15 protein-coding genes are annotated in these 16,514 nt (G+C 73.4%); 8 read left to right on the top strand and 7 right to left on the bottom strand.

Annotation, left to right across the window (positions count from 1 at the left end; translation table 11 throughout):
- Window positions 1-47 precede the first annotated feature (47 nt).
- Entirely contained in the window at window positions 48-1,307 is a 1,260-nt protein-coding gene (locus tag ACFYPJ_RS14405; RefSeq protein WP_389015596.1) for an RNA polymerase sigma factor, read from the bottom strand.
- Window positions 1,304-1,696 carry a YciI family protein gene (locus tag ACFYPJ_RS14410; RefSeq protein WP_389015599.1) on the bottom strand — a complete coding sequence of 131 codons (393 nt, stop codon included), beginning with the start codon at window positions 1,694-1,696 and terminating at the stop codon, window positions 1,304-1,306. The genes ACFYPJ_RS14405 and ACFYPJ_RS14410 overlap by 4 nt, the downstream gene beginning before the upstream one ends.
- A 209-nt stretch (window positions 1,697-1,905) precedes the next feature.
- Here ACFYPJ_RS14410 and ACFYPJ_RS14415 point away from each other — a divergent pair, with 209 nt between their 5' ends.
- Together ACFYPJ_RS14415 and ACFYPJ_RS14420 are read left to right on the top strand one after the other, a co-directional pair.
- On the top strand, window positions 1,906-2,040 hold the full coding sequence (locus ACFYPJ_RS14415; RefSeq protein ID WP_389015602.1) for a hypothetical protein: 135 nt from the start codon (window positions 1,906-1,908) through the stop codon (window positions 2,038-2,040).
- A gap of 46 nt (window positions 2,041-2,086) precedes the next feature.
- Window positions 2,087-3,118, top strand: coding sequence for an NUDIX domain-containing protein (locus ACFYPJ_RS14420; RefSeq protein ID WP_389015605.1), 1,032 nt, complete (start codon window positions 2,087-2,089; stop codon window positions 3,116-3,118).
- Between the two features lie 374 nt (window positions 3,119-3,492).
- Here ACFYPJ_RS14420 and ACFYPJ_RS14425 read toward each other — a convergent pair whose 3' ends face one another.
- The gene (locus tag ACFYPJ_RS14425) at window positions 3,493-4,848 is read right to left on the bottom strand and encodes a dipeptidase (RefSeq protein ID WP_389015608.1); all 1,356 of its coding nucleotides are present in this window, start codon (window positions 4,846-4,848) and stop codon (window positions 3,493-3,495) included.
- Between the two features lie 177 nt (window positions 4,849-5,025).
- Here ACFYPJ_RS14425 and ACFYPJ_RS14430 point away from each other — a divergent pair, with 177 nt between their 5' ends.
- From ACFYPJ_RS14430 to ACFYPJ_RS14440, 3 genes are all read left to right on the top strand, one after another.
- Window positions 5,026-6,294 carry a geranylgeranyl reductase family protein gene (locus tag ACFYPJ_RS14430; RefSeq protein ID WP_389015610.1) on the top strand — a complete coding sequence of 423 codons (1,269 nt, stop codon included), beginning with the start codon at window positions 5,026-5,028 and terminating at the stop codon, window positions 6,292-6,294.
- Window positions 6,295-6,739: 445 nt separating this feature from the next.
- Window positions 6,740-7,975 (top strand): sensor histidine kinase, encoded by a 1,236-nt coding sequence (locus ACFYPJ_RS14435; protein WP_389015613.1) that lies wholly within the window; start codon window positions 6,740-6,742, stop codon window positions 7,973-7,975.
- Window positions 7,972-8,637: a response regulator gene (locus ACFYPJ_RS14440; protein WP_389015616.1), complete on the top strand. Its 666-nt coding sequence runs from the start codon at window positions 7,972-7,974 to the stop codon at window positions 8,635-8,637. The genes ACFYPJ_RS14435 and ACFYPJ_RS14440 overlap by 4 nt, the downstream gene beginning before the upstream one ends.
- Here ACFYPJ_RS14440 and ACFYPJ_RS14445 read toward each other — a convergent pair.
- Together ACFYPJ_RS14445 and ACFYPJ_RS14450 are read right to left on the bottom strand one after the other, a co-directional pair.
- Window positions 8,598-8,882: a DUF6332 family protein gene (locus tag ACFYPJ_RS14445; protein ID WP_389015619.1), complete on the bottom strand. Its 285-nt coding sequence runs from the start codon at window positions 8,880-8,882 to the stop codon at window positions 8,598-8,600. The two genes, ACFYPJ_RS14440 and ACFYPJ_RS14445, sit on opposite strands and share 40 nt — an antisense overlap.
- Window positions 8,883-9,009: 127 nt before the next feature.
- The gene (locus tag ACFYPJ_RS14450) at window positions 9,010-10,482 is read right to left on the bottom strand and encodes an MFS transporter (RefSeq protein WP_389015622.1); all 1,473 of its coding nucleotides are present in this window, start codon (window positions 10,480-10,482) and stop codon (window positions 9,010-9,012) included.
- An 85-nt stretch (window positions 10,483-10,567) separates the two neighbouring features.
- Between ACFYPJ_RS14450 and ACFYPJ_RS14455 the strand changes: the two genes are divergently transcribed.
- On the top strand, window positions 10,568-10,960 hold the full coding sequence (locus ACFYPJ_RS14455; protein ID WP_389015625.1) for a MarR family winged helix-turn-helix transcriptional regulator: 393 nt from the start codon (window positions 10,568-10,570) through the stop codon (window positions 10,958-10,960).
- Window positions 10,961-10,969: 9 nt separating this feature from the next.
- Here the strand turns inward: ACFYPJ_RS14455 and ACFYPJ_RS14460 are convergent, their stop codons facing one another.
- Window positions 10,970-11,716 (bottom strand): maleylpyruvate isomerase family mycothiol-dependent enzyme, encoded by a 747-nt coding sequence (locus tag ACFYPJ_RS14460; protein WP_389015628.1) that lies wholly within the window; start codon window positions 11,714-11,716, stop codon window positions 10,970-10,972.
- A gap of 224 nt (window positions 11,717-11,940) precedes the next feature.
- Here ACFYPJ_RS14460 and ACFYPJ_RS14465 point away from each other — a divergent pair, with 224 nt between their 5' ends.
- Both ACFYPJ_RS14465 and ACFYPJ_RS14470 read left to right on the top strand, forming a co-directional pair.
- A complete protein-coding gene (locus ACFYPJ_RS14465; protein ID WP_389015631.1) occupies window positions 11,941-12,123 on the top strand; it encodes a hypothetical protein in 183 nt (60 codons plus the stop codon).
- Window positions 12,090-13,718, top strand: a complete 1,629-nt coding sequence (locus tag ACFYPJ_RS14470) for a LuxR C-terminal-related transcriptional regulator (RefSeq protein WP_389015633.1) — start codon at window positions 12,090-12,092, stop codon at window positions 13,716-13,718. Before ACFYPJ_RS14465 ends, ACFYPJ_RS14470 begins: the two co-directional genes overlap by 34 nt.
- A gap of 706 nt (window positions 13,719-14,424) precedes the next feature.
- On the opposite strand, the gene ACFYPJ_RS14475 is transcribed toward ACFYPJ_RS14470, so the two are convergent.
- Entirely contained in the window at window positions 14,425-16,296 is a 1,872-nt protein-coding gene (locus ACFYPJ_RS14475; RefSeq protein ID WP_389015636.1) for an ATP-binding protein, read from the bottom strand.
- Window positions 16,297-16,514: the final 218 nt, after the last annotated feature.

A 16,514-nucleotide genomic window follows, 5' to 3' on the forward strand; every position in this document is an offset into this window, starting at 1 on the left:
GCCCCGGTCGGGTGCCGGTGCCGCGCACCGGCATCCGCGTCGCCCTCTCAGCCGTGCCCGGTCTCCGGGTGATCCGACCGCAGCACCTCCGGCGCACAGCGCGCGACCCGTTCGGCCCGGGATTCCAGAAAACGCTGCTCGGCGATGCTGGCGGTGGCCTTCGCGGCACGCCGGTAATGCGCGTACGCCCCGGCCAGGTCGCCGGTCTTCTCCAGCAGATGCGCCCGTACGGACAGCAGCCGGTGATGCCCGGCCATCCGCTGGTCGGCGTCGAGCGCGGACAGCAGGGCCAGCCCGGCGGGCGGACCTTCGGTCTCGGCGAGCGCGACGGCCCGGTTGAGGGTGACCATCGGGTTGGGCGCGATCCGTTCCAGGATGAGGTAGAGGGCGTGCACCTGGCGCCAGTCGGTCTCCTCGGCCTTGCCCGCGTCGGCGTGCGTGGCGGCGATGGCGGCCTGCAACTGGTAAGGCCCCAGCGTCGGACCGGCCAGCGCCGCCTTGACCAGTTCGGTGCCCTCCTCGATCAGCCCGCGGTCCCACGCCCCGCGGTCCTGCTCGTCCAGCGGTACGAGGTCCCCGGCCGTCGTCGTCCGTGCCCTGCTGCGGGCATGGGTCAGCAGCATCAGCGCGAGCAGCCCGGTCACCTCGTCGTCCGCGGGCAGTTGCGCGTGCACCCTCCTGGTCAGCCGGATCGCCTCGCGCGCGAGGTCGGCACGGTGCAGCGCACTGCCCGACGAGGCGGTGTAGCCCTCGTTGAAGATCAGATAGAGGACGTGCAGGACGACCCGCAGCCGCTCCTCGCGCTCCGCGCCGTCCGGCAGCGCGAAAGAGCTGCCGGCGGCCCTGATCCGCTGCTTGGCCCGGCTGATCCTGGCCGCCATGGTGGCCTCCGGCACCAGGAACGCGCGGGCGATCTCGGCCGTGGTCAGGCCGCCGACCGCGCGCAGCGTCAGAGCGGTCTGGGAGGCCGCGGTCAGCGCCGGATGGCAGCACAGGAACAGCAGGACGAGCGTGTCGTCGGTGTCCGGTACGTCCTCGGGCACCACCTCGGTGGCCGCCGCCGACTCCCGGGCACGGCGCGCACGGTCGCTGCGCGCCTGGTCGACGAGCCGCCGGGACGCGACCGTCAGCAGCCAGCCACGCGGGTTGTCCGGCACCCCCTCGGCCGGCCACTGCACGGCGGCGGCGAGGACCGCTTCCTGTACGGCGTCCTCACACCCTTCGAACTGGCCGTGCCGGCGTACCAGGGTGCCGAGGACCTGCGGCGTGAGTTCCCGCAGCAGGTCCTCGAAACGCGGTGCTGTCATGCCTCCAATTGTCCGTCGGCGAACATGACCTGCCGCACCTCGACTCCCAGACCCTCGATCGCGGCGTCCGGGATCTGCGCCGCCAGCTCGATCGCCCGCTCCTTGTTCTCGCAGTCGATCAGGTAGAAGCCCCCGAGATGCTCCTTCGCCTCCAGGAAGGGTCCGTCGGTCACCACCGGCCGGCCCTCGCGCACCGAGACCACGGCGGCCTGCGACGGGTCGACCAGCGCCTGCGTGCTGATCAGCTCACCGGATGCCTTCAGCGACTCGATGAACTTGCCGTGACCTGCGCCGATCGCCTCCTTCTCGGCTTCGCTCAGGGCATCCAGCACGGCCGGGTTGATGTGCAGGCTGATCAGGAACTGCATCTCGTACTCCTCGTGGTTCACGGGCCCTGGCTGGGCCCTTCGACCTCTTGGTCGGAGCAGGCGCCGCCGTCTTGACATCCCCTGCCCCGACGGTCGCACGAATTTCTTGCGTGTTTCTCCTGTGCGGGTGCGGGGGGCGCGGTGCGACGGCGCCCGGCCAAGGTCCAGGCCACCGATGTCCTTCCGGCGGCGGGGCCGGGCGGGGGTCCGGGCCTCCGGGTGTGGAGGGTATGTACAGCGACGTGACGGTCGTCATCGAGGCGCGGTTCGTGGAGTACCTTCGGGGCCTATGGGAGAAGGAAGAAGTGGGTGCGGGGTTTGTGGACGCCTCCTTTTCCCATGTTCGCTCCCAGGTGATCTCCTGAAGACGGCTCCGTCGCTGCTCAGCGGCCTTCCAGCTCTGGAGTATGAATGATCGTCTGGATCAATGGCGCGTTCGGTGCGGGGAAGACGGCCACCGCACGGGAACTGATCGACCTGATCCCGAACAGCACGCTTTTCGACCCCGAGGTCATCGGCGGAGCGCTCGCGCACCTGCTGCCGCCCAAACGCCTCGCCGAGGTCGGCGACTTCCAGGACCTGCCGATCTGGCGCCGGCTGGTGATCGACACGGCGGCCGCCATGCTGGCCGACCTCGGCGGGACCCTGGTGGTCCCGATGACCCTGCTGCGCCAGGAGTACCGGGACGAGATCTTCGGCGGCCTCGCCGCCCGCCGGATAGCCGTACGGCATCTGCTGCTCGCCCCGGCCGAAACGATCCTGCGGTCGCGCATAGCCGGGCGGGAGGCCCCGCCCGACGGCGAGTTGCGGGTGCGCCAGTGGGCGTACGACCACCTTGAGCCGTACCGCGCCGCGCTCGCCTCCTGGCTCACCGCCGACGCCCATCCCGTCGACACCGGAGCGCTGACCCCCTACGAGGCGGCGGTCCGCATAGCCGATGCCGTGGCCAGTGGCTTGGCCGCCCCCTGCGACATCGTGCAGACGCCGGAACCCACCACGGAGACCCTCGCGGCCGGGGTGCTGCTGTTCGACGACCAGGACCGCGTCCTGCTCGTCGACCCGACGTACAAACCGGGTTGGGAGTTCCCCGGCGGTGTCGTCGAGCCCGGCGAGGCACCCGCCCGCGCCGGAATGCGCGAGGTCGCCGAGGAGACCGGGCTACGGCTGGCCGAGGTGCCGCGGCTGCTCGTCGTGGACTGGGAATCGCCCGCACCGCCCGGCTACGGCGGACTGCGCCTGCTGTTCGACGGCGGCCGGCTGGCGCCCGCCGAAGCCGGCTCGCTGCTGCTGCCCGGGCCCGAACTGCGCGCCTGGCGCTTCGTCACCGAGGAGGAGGCCGCCGAACTGCTGCCGCCCGTACGGTACGAGCGTTTGCGGTGGGCGCTGCGGGCGCGTGAGCGCGGTGCCGCGCTGTACCTGGAGGCAGGCGTTCCGCAGGGCTGACCGAACGGGATCCGTCCGTTTCCGGACCTCGCCGCGCCTGGTGATGGCCGGCATCCGGTGACCGGCCCCGAGGGCCGGCAGCCGGGTCGTGGGCATCGGAGTCCCGGACGCCGAGCGCGAGTTCGCGGTACGGCGGCGCGGCCTCGGGGCCCGGCCGAGCGCGGTGAGCGCGTCCGCGTCGCCCGGCCGGAGCCGACCGCCCCGGCGTCGATCAGCGCCACCGCGTCGCCGTCGGCCTATGGGCGGACCTGGCTGACCGGGGGACGCGGCAGGTGACGACGGGGCAGCAGCCCGACGACGTCCGTTGCGCCGACCGTAGGCAGGGTCCCCGTCCGCGGACGGGGACCCGCTGCCGTGGGCAGAACGAGAACGGTTCAGCCCGCGGCGTAGTTGCCCAGGAACAGCGCCTCCGCCACCGCCAGCCGCTCCAGTTCCTCGGGCGAGACACTCTCGTCCACGGCGTGGATCTGCGCCTCCGGCTCGCTCAGCCCGATGAGCAGGATCTCCGCCTCCGGGTAGAGCTGCGCGAGGGTGTTGCACAGCGGGATGGAGCCGCCCTGACCGGCGTACTGCATCGTCTCGCCCGGGTAGGCCACCGCCATGGCGTCGGCCATCGCCCGGTACGCGGGGCTTTCGGTGTCGGCGCGGAACGGCTGGCCCTGCCCGATCCGCTCCGTGTGCACCCGGGCGCCCCACGGCGTGTGCGCCTCCAGATGCGCCTGGAGCAGCTTGCCCGCCTCGCCCGCGTCGACGCCCGGCGGCACCCGCAGACTGACCAGGGCCCGCGCGCTCGCCTGCACGGACGGGGTGGCCCCCACCACCGGCGGGCAGTCGATGCCGAGCACCGTGACGGCCGGGCGGGCCCACAGCCGGTCGGCGACGGTGCCCTCGCCGATCAGCCCGACGCCCGCCAGCACCTTGGCGTCCGCGCGGAACTGCTCGTCCGGGTAGTCGAGCCCGTCCCAGCGGCCCTCGGAGGCGAGCCCGTCGATCGTGGTGGAGCCGTCCGCCGCACGCACCGAGTCGAGGACGCGGATCAGCGCGGCCAGGGCGTCCGGGGCCGCACCGCCGAACTGGCCGGAGTGCAGATTGCCCGCCAGCGTGTCGACCTGTACCCGGACCAGCACCATGCCGCGCAGCGAGGCGGTGGCGGTCGGCAGGCCGACGCGGAAGTTGCCGGTGTCGCCGATGACGATGGCGTCGGCCGCCAGCAGCTCGGGGTGCTGCTCGGCGTACCGCTCCAGACCGCCGGTGCCCTGCTCCTCGGAGCCCTCGGCGATGACCTTGACGGTCACCGGGACACCGCCGTTCGCCCGCAGCGCGCGCAGGGCCAGCAGGTGCATGATCACGCCGCCCTTGCAGTCGGCCGCGCCCCGCCCGTACCAGCGGCCGTCGCGCTCGGTCAGTTCGAACGGCGGCGTGGTCCAGGCGCTCTCGTCGAGCGGCGGCTGCACATCGTAGTGGGCGTACAGCAGAACCGTTTTCGCGCCTTCTGGTCCTGGCAGGCAGCCGTACACCGACTGGGTGCCGTCAGGAGTGTCGAGCAGGGCCACGTCCTGGAAGCCCTCGGCGCGCAGCGCGTCGGCCACCCAGGCCGCCGCCTGCTCGCTCTCGCCCTTCGGGAACTGATCGAAATCCGCCACCGACTTGAACGCCACCAGTTCGGTGAGTTCCGCCTTGGCCCTCGGCAGCAGCGAGGCGACGGTCTCGGCGACCGGATTCGACGACATGGGCACGCTCCTCGTGGGTGCGACGTTGTAGTGGTGAGAACACCGATCCTCCCACAGTGGCCTGCGGCGACGTCCGCCGTAGGATGCGGGGGGACATAGGGTCCCCCCCTTGCTCGGGCGTGGTCGCGAGTCTGGGGAGCGGTAGCGGCAGCGGCTTGATCGGAGCAGTAGACCATCGTGAGCGGCGAGAACTCTTCGGCGGAGGACGTACAGCAAGTGTGGGACGTCGTCGTGGTGGGCGCGGGACCCGCGGGGGCCTCCGCCGCCTACGCGGCCGCGGTCGCGGGGCGGCGCGTGCTGTTGCTGGAGAAAGCCGGCCTGCCCCGCTACAAGACCTGCGGCGGCGGCATCATCGGGCCCTCGCGCGACGCGCTCCCGCCCGGCTTCGAACTGCCCTTCAAGGACCGGGTGCACGCGGTCACCTTCTCGAACAACGGGCGCTTCACCCGTACCCGCCGCTCCAAGCAGATGCTGTTCGGGCTGATCAACCGCCCGGAGTTCGACCTGCAACTGGTCGAGCACGCACAGAAGGCGGGTGCCGAGCTGCGCACGGGCGTCACGGTGTCTCGGGTGGAGCAGCACGGCTCCGCGGTACCGGACCGGCGCACGGTCGCCGTCGTGCTGCAGGGCGGCGAGACCGTGCTGGCCCGCGCGGTGGTGGGCGCCGACGGCAGCGCCAGCCGCATAGGGGCGCACGTCGGCGTGAAGATGGCGCAGGTCGACCTCGGTCTGGAGGCGGAGATCCCGGTGCCGGAACCGGTCGCCGAGGACTGGAAGGGGCGGGTCCTCATCGACTGGGGGCCGATGCCCGGCAGCTACGGCTGGGTGTTCCCCAAGGGCGACACCCTCACCGTCGGTGTGATTTCGGCGCGCGGCGAAGGCGCGGCCACCAAGCGGTACTTGGAGGACTTCATCGCCCGGCTCGGCCTGGCCGGCTTCGAACCGGCCGTCTCCTCCGGGCACTTGACCCGGTGCCGTGCCGAGGACTCCCCGCTGTCCCGCGGCCGGGTCCTGGTCTGCGGCGACGCCGCCGGGCTGCTGGAGCCGTGGACCCGCGAGGGCATCTCGTTCGCGCTGCGGTCCGGCCGGCTCGCGGGGGAGTGGGCGGTGCGCATCGCCGAGGCGCACGACGCGGTGGACACCCGCCGCCAGGCCCTGAACTACGCGTTCGCGATCAAGGCGGGGCTCGGGGTGGAGATGAGCGTCGGCCGCCGGATGCTCGCCGTGTACGAGCGCCGTCCCGGTCTGTTCCACGCGGCGCTCACCGGCTTCCGTCCCGCCTGGAACGCCTTCCGGGACATCACCCGCGGGTCCACGACCCTAGGCGGCCTGGTCCGTAACCACCCGATGGCCCAGCGCGCCCTGACCGCGCTGGACCGGCGGCCCGACCCGGTGCCGGACGTCACGGCGGACGACGGGGCGGAGGAGGACGCGGTCACTTCGTGACGGCGATCCGGAAGACCGGGTGATCGGGCGCGTCACGGCGCAGCCGGGCATCGGCGGGGCCGGCCCGGCTCCGCCGACGAAGGCGCCCACCCCGGCCTTCCGGCGCTTGAGCCGGGCGCGGGGCAGCGGAAGAACCTTGTCCTCGTCGGCCTCGTCCGCGACTCCCGCCGGGGCCCGCTCGGGTTCGGCGGGCTGCCACGGTGCCGCTCGGCGGGCCGCCGCGAAGGCGATCGGCTGCGGACGCGTTTCGGTTCGGCGGGCTGGCGGGGAGGCGATCTGCTGCGGCGGGCCGGTACCGGCTTCCGTACGCGTGCGAGGTGCGCCGCCGGGCGGCCGCCCACCGAATACGACGGCTCAAAGACCCGGCCGTACTTCCCCGGGAGTACGCCTGATCACCTCACTCGGCGGATGCCCGCCCGCGTCGGCGGCGTCTAGCGTGGCCGTCATGGAGGAGCAGCGCGTGCGTGGGCACGGCCCGGTGCGGTGGTGGCGGTACGGGCCGCCGTGGTGGGACCGGCCCGACGACGTCGAGCCGCGGGCCGCCCGGCTGCCCTGGCGTTCCACCGTGCTGTTCACCCTCGTGGTGCTGGTCGGCTCGAACTTCGCCGCCCACGGTCAACCCCACCGGGTGCCGTTGGACGGCTACGCGCGCGGGCTGCTCCTGGCCGCCTCCGTACTGTTGCTGTGGCGGCACCGCACCCCCGCGTCCGTGGTGTTCGGCACCGCCGCGGCGACCCTGGTCTACCTGGGTGCCGGCTACCCGTACGGACCGGTCTTCCTTACCGTCGCCGTGAGCTGCTGCACCGCCGTGGCCGACGGGCACCGCAGGGCCGCCTGGACGGCCGTCGGACTGCTCTGGGCCGGGCACATCCTGATCGCGCTCTGGCTCTACCGCTGGCTCCCGCCGGCGGGGGACGCCGGCGGGACCATCGGCCAGGAGATCGTGATCGCCACCTGGGTGCTGGCCATCGGAGCGCTGTCCGAGCTGGCCCGGGTGCGGCGCGAGCAGTGGGTGCGGGAACGAGCCGACCGTGCGCAGGCGGCCCGGCGGCGCGCCGACGAGGAACGGCTGCGGATCGCCCGTGAACTGCACGACGTCCTCGCCCACAGCATCTCCGTCATCAACGTCCAGGCGGCCATGGGCCTCGCGCTCCTGGACCGCGACCCTGAGCAGGCCCGCGCGGCCCTCACCACCATCAAGGCCGCCAGCAAGGAAGCGCTCGGCGAAGTGCGGCAGGTGCTGGACACGCTCCGTGCTCCGGGCGCCGCGCCGCGTGCGCCCGCGCCCGGTCTCGACCGGCTGCCCGAACTCGTCGAGCAGGCGGCGGGCGCGGGTCTCACCGTCGCGGTCGAGGGCACGGCGCCGAAGCTCGCACCGGGCGCCGGCCTGGCCGCCTTCCGCATCGTCCAGGAGGCGCTCACCAACGTCGTGCGGCACTCGGGTTCGCGGCAGGCGCGGGTACGGCTCGACGGGGACGCGGCAACGCTGCGGCTGCGCGTCGACGACGACGGCCCGGCGACCGGTGCCGACGCCTGCGGCAGCGGCAACGGGCTGGCCGGGATGCGCGAGCGGGCCGCCGCCCTCGGTGGCACGATCGAGGCGGGCCCGCGCCCCGACGGCGGCTTTCAGGTGCTCGCCGTACTGCCCTTGCGGACCAAGGCCGAGGAGGACGACCGGTGATCCGTGTACTGCTCGCCGACGACCAGTCGCTGGTGCGGGCCGGTTTCCGGGCGCTGCTCGGCGCACAGCCGGACGTCGAGGTGGCCGGGGAGGCCGCCGACGGGGCCGAGGCGCTGGCCAAGGTGCGCGAACTGCGCCCCGACGTCGTCCTGATGGACATCCGCATGCCGCTGCTCGACGGGCTGGCCGCCACCCGGCGGATCACCGGGGAGCCGGAGCTCAGGGACGTCAAGGTGGTCATGCTCACCACCTTCGAACTCGACGAGTACGTCTTCGAGGCGATCCGTTCGGGTGCCTCCGGCTTCCTGGTCAAGCACACCGAGCCGGAGGAACTGGTACGCGCCGTACGGGCGGTGGTCGAGGGCGACGCACTGCTGTCACCGAGCGTGACCCGCCGCCTCATCGCCGAGTTCGCCGCCCGGTCCAAGGAGCCCGCGGCGGCCGATGAACTGGCCCGGCTCACCGAGCGGGAACGGGAGGTGATGGCCCTGGTCGGCATCGGTCTGTCGAACGAGGAGATCGCCCGTCGTCTGGTGGTCAGCCCGCTCACCGCGAAGACCCACGTCAGCCGCACGATGGTGAAACTGGGCGCCCGGGACCGCGCCCAACTGGTCGTGCTGGCCTACGAGTCGGGCCTGGTGCGGCCGGGGTGGCTGGGCTGAGACGCCTGCTGGAAGCGGACCAGTACGCTGACGACCCGGGCCACGAAGATCACGGCGGCGAGGACGAGGCCCGCGCGGAGCGAGACGTACTCCACTGTGTCCGGCAGTGTGAAGGCCAACGCGGGCCCGGCGACGGCCCCGAAGACGACCGCCGCCGCGAACACCGCACTGCAGAGCGCGTATCCGATCTCGACCGTCATCGCGTCCCGCTCGGCCTGACCGCGCCGCCCTCCGTAAGCCGCCACCGAAGGAGTGTCCCAGGCATGCGGCCGGCGGAGCAAGACAACACCGCCGGGCGCAGGCGGGGGAGGAGCCTCCCTGGGCGTGCCTCGAAAGTCCCGCCGGGGCCGCGCCACTGACTTCGAGACGTGGCTAGTCGCCCACGGTGACGCGATCCGCCTCCCGGCGGGTGGACTTGGTGACGACGACGGACTGCTGCGGACGCCGGGTGCGCAGGCCCGTCAGACTGAGGAGCAGCCCGGCGGCGGCGATGCCCGTGATCACGATCAGGCCGGGCCGGTAGCTGTCGAGGACGGCCTGCGCAGTGGCGTGCTCGGGGGCGCCCGCGGTGACCACCGCGGTCACGACGGCCAGGAAGATCGCGCCGCCGACCTGGACCGACGTGTTCAGCAGCCCGGAGACCATGCCCTGCTCGTGGTCGTCGACCCCGTTGGTGGCCTGGATGTTCAGCGACGGGAAGACCAGTGCGCAGGCGGCGCCGATCAGCAGCATCGACGGCAGGATGACGGCGGCGTACACGGGGTCGAGGTTCACGCGCAGGAACAGCGCGTACCCGACGACCATGAACGTGAAGCCCGCCGCTATCAGCCGCTGGGTGCCGAACCGGTCGACGATCGCGCCGACCTTCGCCGAGGACACCGCCACCAGCGCGCCCGCGGGCAGGAAGGCCAGCGCGGTGTGCAGGGCCGACCAGCCCAGCAGGGACTGCATGTACAGCGTGGTGAGGAACTGGAAGCCGACGTACGAGCCGAAGAAGGCCACCGCGCCGAGCTGGGCGCGGACCTGGCTGCCCGAGCGCAGCACGCCGAGCCGGATCAGCGGGCCCGGGGAACGCCGTTCCACCAGGACGAACGCGGTGAGCAGCACGGCGACCCCGAGGAAGGACAGCAGCGTGCGGGCGGAGGTCCAGCCGGTCTGCGGTGCCTCGACGACGGTGAAGACGAGCAGCAGCATCGACGCGGTACCGAGGACGGCGCCGGGGACGTCGTAGCCGTTGTGGTCCCGCTCGCGGGCGCTGCGCGGCAGCAGCCTGAGGCCGGCGACGAGCGCGATCAGGGCGATGGGCGCGGGCAGCAGCATCGTCAGCCGCCAACTGGCCTCGGTGAGCAGCCCGGACAGCACCAGGCCCATGGAGAACCCGGTGGCCGCGCACGTGGTGTAGATGGCCAGGGCGCGGTTGCGCAGCGGGCCCTCCGGGAACGTGGTGGTGATGATCGACAGGCCGGCGGGCGCCGTGAACGCCGCGCTGAGGCCCTTGATGAAACGGCTGGCGATCAGGAGCGGTCCGGAGTCGACCAGCCCGCCGAGCAGCGAGGCGAGCGCGAAGACGCCCAGGGCCACCAGGAACACCTGGCGCCGGCCGAGCAGATCGGCGGTGCGTCCGCCGAGGAGCAGCAGGCCGCCGTATCCCAGGATGTAGCCGCTGACGATCCACTGCAGCGTCGGCGTGGACAGGTGGAGATCGGAGCCGATGGACGGCAGGGCGACGCCGACCATCGACACGTCGAGCGCGTCGAGGAACATGGCGGCGCAGAGCACGAGCAGCGTGCCCCACAGCCGGGGGGTCCAGCGTCCCTCGGACGCGACGGTGAGCGATGAGGTCATGGCGGCGAGGGTACATGCATATGCATTGAATGCGAGTGCATTTAATGAGAACGAAAAGAAGTCGCCGCTCTGCTACCGTGCGTTCATGGCGGCGAAGAGGGCCGAGCAAGCGCTCGTGGACCAATGGCGGGACATCCTGGCACTGCACGCCCGCACCCAGTGCGAACTCGACCGGGCGCTGCACGGGCACGGCCTGTGCGCCAGCGACTTCGAGGTGCTGGACCTGCTGTCCCAGAACACCGGAGCGGACAGCGGATGTTCCCTCCGGGTCCAGGAGATCTCCGACCGCATCCACCTCAGCCAGAGCGCACTGTCCCGGCTGATCGCCCGCCTGGAGCGGGACGGACTTGTCGAGCGCGGCCTGTGCGAGGAGGACCGGCGGGGCGTGCGCGTGGCGCTCACGGCGAAGGGCCGCGCGCTGTACGGCCAGGTGCTGCCGGTACAGCGCGCGGTGCTCACCCGGATGCTGACCGTCTGACGGCCTCCGTCACACCGCGGACCTCTCCCGCCACAGCGCGGCCAGCGCCTCGTCCCCGGTGACACTCGGGACCGGAGCCCGGTTCCACAGCGCCAGATACAGCCGGTCGGCCGGACCGGACAGTTCGGCATCCGGCCGCCCCGCCTCGTCCTGTGACGTCACCGGCGGAAGGTCCGACAGCCGTACCGTCCACACCGCGCTCCCAGCCGGGTCCGGGCCCACCGCCCGCACCCGCAGCACGCGCGGCTCGTCGGTACGGACCCGGCTGCCGGCGCGGGCGTGGAAGCCGCGCAGCAACTCGTCGATGCCGTCGACCGCGAACTCCGGGGCGATCGGCGACGCCTGACCGCCGCGCGCCGACTCGGCGTCGTACCGGTGCACGGTCGTCTCATGAGCTTGCCGACGCGCCCAGAAGGCCAGCGGCGACGGGCCCGGCGCGGGAAGGAAGGTCCAGCACACGACGTCGGCCGGTGCCGCGGTCAGCGTGTCGACGAGCCGGCGGTGGCCGTCCCGGTACCAGTCCACCAGCGCCCCGCCGTCGAGGTCGGGCGGATCCCCGAAGCGGCGCGGACCGGTGTGCGCGTCCGCGACGAACCCGGCCGCCCACCGGTGCACGGCACCGGTGTGCCGCAGCAGATCCCGCACCCGCCATTTGGGGCAGGTCGGCACCTCGGCGTCGGTGCCCGCCGCGGCGGCGGCCGCGGCCAGCAGCCGGCCCTCACGGTCCAGGATCCGGACGAACTCCGCAGTCTCCATGCAGCGAGTGTGCCGTACCGGACCGACACCGGGCCTCGCGTACCGCGCTCACGTGCCCGGGCATCCGGGATGACGGCGTGCGTCCCGTGCCCGGTGCCCGGGGGTGACAGCCTGTTACGTGGGAAAGTGTTCACTCGCTGGACCCGTTTTCGGGCGGCCGCCGCCGTCAGGCCGTTCGGTGCGGGGCCGGTGAACGACCACTGGAGAGTGCTCACGCTGCGCTGTTGTCCGGATACCTTGTGGCGGGCGGCCCGGCGGGCGCCCGGAACAGCGCCGCAGGGGACGGGATGGGCTTCGGCTTCGGTAAGCAACGGGGCGGGCAACTGCCCGCCGAACAGAGCAGTTTCGTCGGGCGGGTCGAGGAGGTCGCCGGGTGCGGCGCGCACTCGACCAGGGGCGTCTGGTGACGCTCGTGGGGCCGGGCGGCGTCGGCAAGAGCCGGACGGCACAGCGCGCCGCGCGCACCGTCGCCGACCGGTTCCCCGACGGGGTGTGGTGGGCCGAACTGTCCGGGCTGTCCGATCCGGAGCTGCTGCCGGGCCTCCTGGCAGCCGTCCTGGAGGTGCCCGAACAGGCGGGCATGGAAGGGCTGGACGCACTCGTGGCGCAGGTCCGCGGACGGCGGCTGCTGATCGTCCTGGACACCTGCGAACACCTCCTGGAGGCGTGCGCCGGGCTCTGCGACGTACTGCTGCGCGGCGCGGCGGAGGTGAGTCTCCTGGCGACCAGCCGGCAACCGCTGGACGTCGCCGCCGAGTTCGTCGTCCCCCTCGCGCCCCTCGGCCGGGACGACGCCATGGAACTGTTCGCGCAGCGGGCCGCCCTGGCGGCACCGGGCTGGCCGGGCGACGAGTCCGGCCGCCCCCGCGTACGGGAACTCGTCGAGCGGCTCGACGGCATTCCGCTCGCCCTCGAACTGGCCGCGGTACGGCTGCGGGTGGCGTCGCTCGAAGAACTCGTCGCCCGGCTCGACGGCCGCTTCGACGTGCTCACCGGCAACCGGCGCGGCGCACTGGACCGGCACCAGACCCTGCGCACGGCGATCGGCTGGTCGCATGAGCTGTGCACCGCCGACGAACGGCTGCTGTGGCGGCGGCTGTCGGTGTTCGCCGGCCCCTTCGACCTGACCGCCGCGGAACAGATCTGCGCCGATGACCTGCTCCCCCGCGAGCGGGTCGTGGCGACGCTCTTCTCCCTCGTCGATAAGTCCGTGGTGCAGCGCACCCACCAGGACGGCACCAGGTACGGGCTGCTCGACACCCTGCGCGCCTACGGGGCCGAGCAACTGGACGCCGCGGGCGACGCCCTCACGGTCCGCGAACCGCACTTCACGCACTACGAGGACCTCGTCGGGCGGTTCTGGGACGAGCTGATCTCCGACGCTCAGGTCGGCCTGTACCGGGAAGTCCGCTCCGGGATCGCGGACGTGCGCGAGGCGCTGCGCACGGCACCGCTGCACCAGGCGCTGGAGGCGGTCGCCGAGATCGGCGAGGTACTGGTCGCGGCCCTGTGCTGCCTGGGCCTGGCCTGGCACGCCGCCCACAGCGGACGCCAGGTGCGCGCAGCCTGGCTGCTGGGTTACGCCGACGGCGCGCGCCGGCTGGCCGGGGACCCGGTGGCCATGCTGCCGAAACTCCTGCAGGAACGCGACAGGGTGTGGCAAGCGGTGCGGGAGGCGCTCGGCGACCAGGACTTCGACCACCGGCGCGCGCTGGGCGCCCGGATGTCGGGCACCGAGATCCTTCAGGCGGTCCGCACCGACGCGGACGTCCCGGTGCCGCACCAGCGGACCGCTTCCGGGCCCGCGCCGCGGACCGCCACCGGCGAACTGACGGCACGCGAGCGGGAGGTCGCCCGACTGGTGGCGCAGGGGCTGTCCAACCGCGAGGTCGCCGAGCGGCTGGTGATCTCCAAGCGCACCGCGGACACCCACGTCGAGCGCATCCTCGCCAAGCTCGGCGTCACCTCACGCACCCGGATCGCCGAGGCCCTGCGGCCCTAGCGACGCCTACGTATGCGGAAACACCAAGGTCGGCATACGGACCTTCGGCCAAGTCAGCCGCACCGGCCGGGCCCGGCCAGCAGTCTGATGACCGCCGCCTGATCAGCCGGACCGGGCGGACGTTCCGCCGACGGCTGCCGGCGGCCGCGCGGGAGGATGCGTGGCTGCCCCGGTCGGTGGGGCAGCCACGCATCGACACCCGCACGGAGCGTTGCGGACGTGCCGCGGGGCCGGTGCCCAGCCGCCGCCCCGCACCGCAGCCCAGCCGAACGTTTCCCGGAGAGACAGTGCATGCCCGAGATGCCGGAATCCGCTGCGACCGCCACCCGGAGCACCTCTCAGGCATATGTCGAGCACGTACGCGGCTGCCTCCGCTGCCAGCCCCGGAGGTACGGGGTCGGCTCCGCACTGGGCCGTGCGGTCCGTCGCGCCTGACCGGTGGGACCGGTGCTCTCCCCACCGGCGGAACCGGTGCGCTCCCGAACCCCACCCGCGCGCTCCCGGACCCGCCCGCGCCATGGCACCTCGGGCGCGCGGACGGCCCGCGTCCGGTCCTCGGCGTTGCGGTGTCGTGCGGGAGCGAGTGCGGGTGCGGGCGGGTTGTGGTGGGTGCCGGTGGTCGTCGGTGCGCCCCGGTGCGCCCCGGGGCGCGGCGCGGTCGCGGTGGGGTCGCGGTGGGGAGCTGCGGCCGTCGGAGCTGCGGTCGTCAGCGTCGGGACGGGCTCGCCGCGGGATCCGGCAGTTGTACCTCCGTACGGGGATTGGGCGGTGCGGGGTGACGCCGCCCGGCGGGGAGACCGGCCTCGACGTCGGTGATCAGCAGGGCCAGTGCGGCACGACCGAGCGGCGCGGGCAGCCGGGCCTCCACCGCCGCCAGCGCCCGCCGGGCCCGCCGCCAGGCCCGGCCGGGCCGCCCGCACCGGTGATCGACGGCGGCACGGGCGTAGCGGGCCAGCAGGGTCGCCCAGGCGTCGTCACGGATGCCGGGGTGGGCCAGCGCGCGGCGGGCGCTGCGCAGGGCCGCGCCCGGGGCGAACCCGGCCTGCACCATCGCGAGAACAGCCCGGCTCACGGCCGCGGACGGGCCCGCCGGAGCATGGTCCGGGATCGTGTCCGCGGCGTGCCGGAAGTGTTCGGCGGCCGCGCGGGCCTCGCCCTGTCCCAGCGCCAGTACGCCCTGGACGTGCGCGATGCGGCCGACGAGGGCGTCGTCCCCGGTCAGCACAGCGGCGGGCCAGGCCCGGCCCAGCAGGATGCGGGCGGTGCGCGGATCGTGGGGTGCGGCCAGCCAGGCGGCCAGCCACTGCGCGCGCGCCACCGCGGGGCTGTCCGGCTCGCAGTGCGGCAGCAGCCGCAGCAGATAGCCCAGGCCCTCTTCGGCCCGGTCGTACACCACCCACCAGAACCACAGGCCGGTCACCATCTCCAGGGCCGCGTCGGCGTGTTCGGGCCGGGCGAGGGCGTAGCGCACCGTGTCCGTCAGCTCCTCGTGCTCGTCGAGCACCAGGCGCACGGCCTGCCGCTGGCCACCTGCGCTCCACAAGTGCTCCGCGACCGCGGCCACCCGGCGGCCGTGGGCCACGCGCCGCTCGGCGGTCACTGCGAACTCGCCCATCTCGCGCAGCCGCTCGGCACCGAACTCCCGGGCGGAGCGCGCCATCCGGTAGCGCGGCCGGCCCCGCCCGCCCGGATCGCCCACCCGCTCCAGGATCCCCAGCGCCGCCAACCGGTCGAGCGCACCCGGTACCCGGTGCTCCGCCACGCCGCCGCCGGTGCACAGGAACACCGCGGTCGACTCGGTGAAGGAGCCGGCGAAGACACCGGCCCGCGCCCACACCGTGCGCAGTTCGGGCGTGCACAGCAGGTAGTGGGCGCGGGCCAGCCGGTCCTGCTGGTGAGCGAGCAGCGACGGAAGACGGGTCACCGGGCGGTCGGCGAGCTGCCCCGCGGCCAGCTCGATGGCGAGGGGATTGCCCTCCAGCAGCCGGCACACCTCCCGCACGGCCCACAGCTCGGAGCTTTGCGGGGCGAACCCGGGGACCCTGGCGCGGGCCCGCGCCAGGAACAGTTTCACCGCCGGGGCCGAGCGGTCACCGCCCGGTTCCCCGAGCCGCAGCCCGCCGAGCCGCAGCACCCGTTCGTGTCCGAGGCCCAGCGGGCGGCGCGAGGTCACCAGGATCCGTACGTCCGGAACGGCCATCAGCAGCCGCTGCACCAGGCCCGTGCACTCGGTGCGGACGGGGTCGACGTCGTCGAGGAACAGCAGGATCCGCCCGTCCCGCAGCGCGCGCACCGCCCCGACCGCATCCCGGCCGCTCGGCCCGGAGGCGGCGCCCGGCCCGCTGAGCGCCCGTACCACGGAGGCGGCCAGCGCCCCCGGCGAGCACGGGCCTGTGCCGGCGCGGCGCACGTGGACGATCCGCCGCCACGGCCCGTCGGCCGTCACGACCGCGACGGCGTGGGCCAGACGGCTCTTTCCCACCCCGGCGTGACCGGTCACGCTCACCATCCGGTGCGCGGTCAGCAACTCGCGCAGTCTCTTCGTCTCCCGTGCCCTGCCGACCAGGTCATGTTCCACCCCCGCACGGGACACAGGCGGTACACAGGAGTCGCCGACACATGTCCACACGTTCGAAACACCCCATGCCGTACTTCACGCAAACCGACGGACGAAGGCGGCGGTCACGGCCAGAGAATCGTCTCTGCTGTGACTGCCACGGCACGCCCAACGCGTCACCCGTGCGCCGGGTGGCGCCGCCACGGGCCGAATCACACCCGCCAACGACCGGTCGAACG

Origin of the sequence: Streptomyces sp. NPDC006012, from assembly GCF_042871185.1 — a bacterium.
Classification (GTDB): Bacteria; Actinomycetota; Actinomycetes; order Streptomycetales; family Streptomycetaceae; genus Streptomyces.

Excerpts from the sequence above, each read along its gene's own strand:
- ACFYPJ_RS14450 (WP_389015622.1), bottom strand. The coding sequence starts at position 10,482 with ATGACCTCATCGCTCACCGTCGCGTCCGAGGGACGCTGGACCCCCCGG.
- ACFYPJ_RS14405 (WP_389015596.1), bottom strand. The coding sequence starts at position 1,307 with ATGACAGCACCGCGTTTCGAGGACCTGCTGCGGGAACTCACGCCGCAG.
- ACFYPJ_RS14460 (WP_389015628.1), bottom strand. The coding sequence starts at position 11,716 with ATGGAGACTGCGGAGTTCGTCCGGATCCTGGACCGTGAGGGCCGGCTG.
- ACFYPJ_RS14455 (WP_389015625.1), top strand. The coding sequence starts at position 10,568 with ATGGCGGCGAAGAGGGCCGAGCAAGCGCTCGTGGACCAATGGCGGGAC.
- ACFYPJ_RS14435 (WP_389015613.1), top strand. The coding sequence starts at position 6,740 with ATGGAGGAGCAGCGCGTGCGTGGGCACGGCCCGGTGCGGTGGTGGCGG.
- ACFYPJ_RS14420 (WP_389015605.1), top strand. The coding sequence starts at position 2,087 with ATGATCGTCTGGATCAATGGCGCGTTCGGTGCGGGGAAGACGGCCACC.
- ACFYPJ_RS14425 (WP_389015608.1), bottom strand. The coding sequence starts at position 4,848 with ATGTCGTCGAATCCGGTCGCCGAGACCGTCGCCTCGCTGCTGCCGAGG.
- ACFYPJ_RS14415 (WP_389015602.1), top strand. The coding sequence starts at position 1,906 with ATGTACAGCGACGTGACGGTCGTCATCGAGGCGCGGTTCGTGGAGTAC.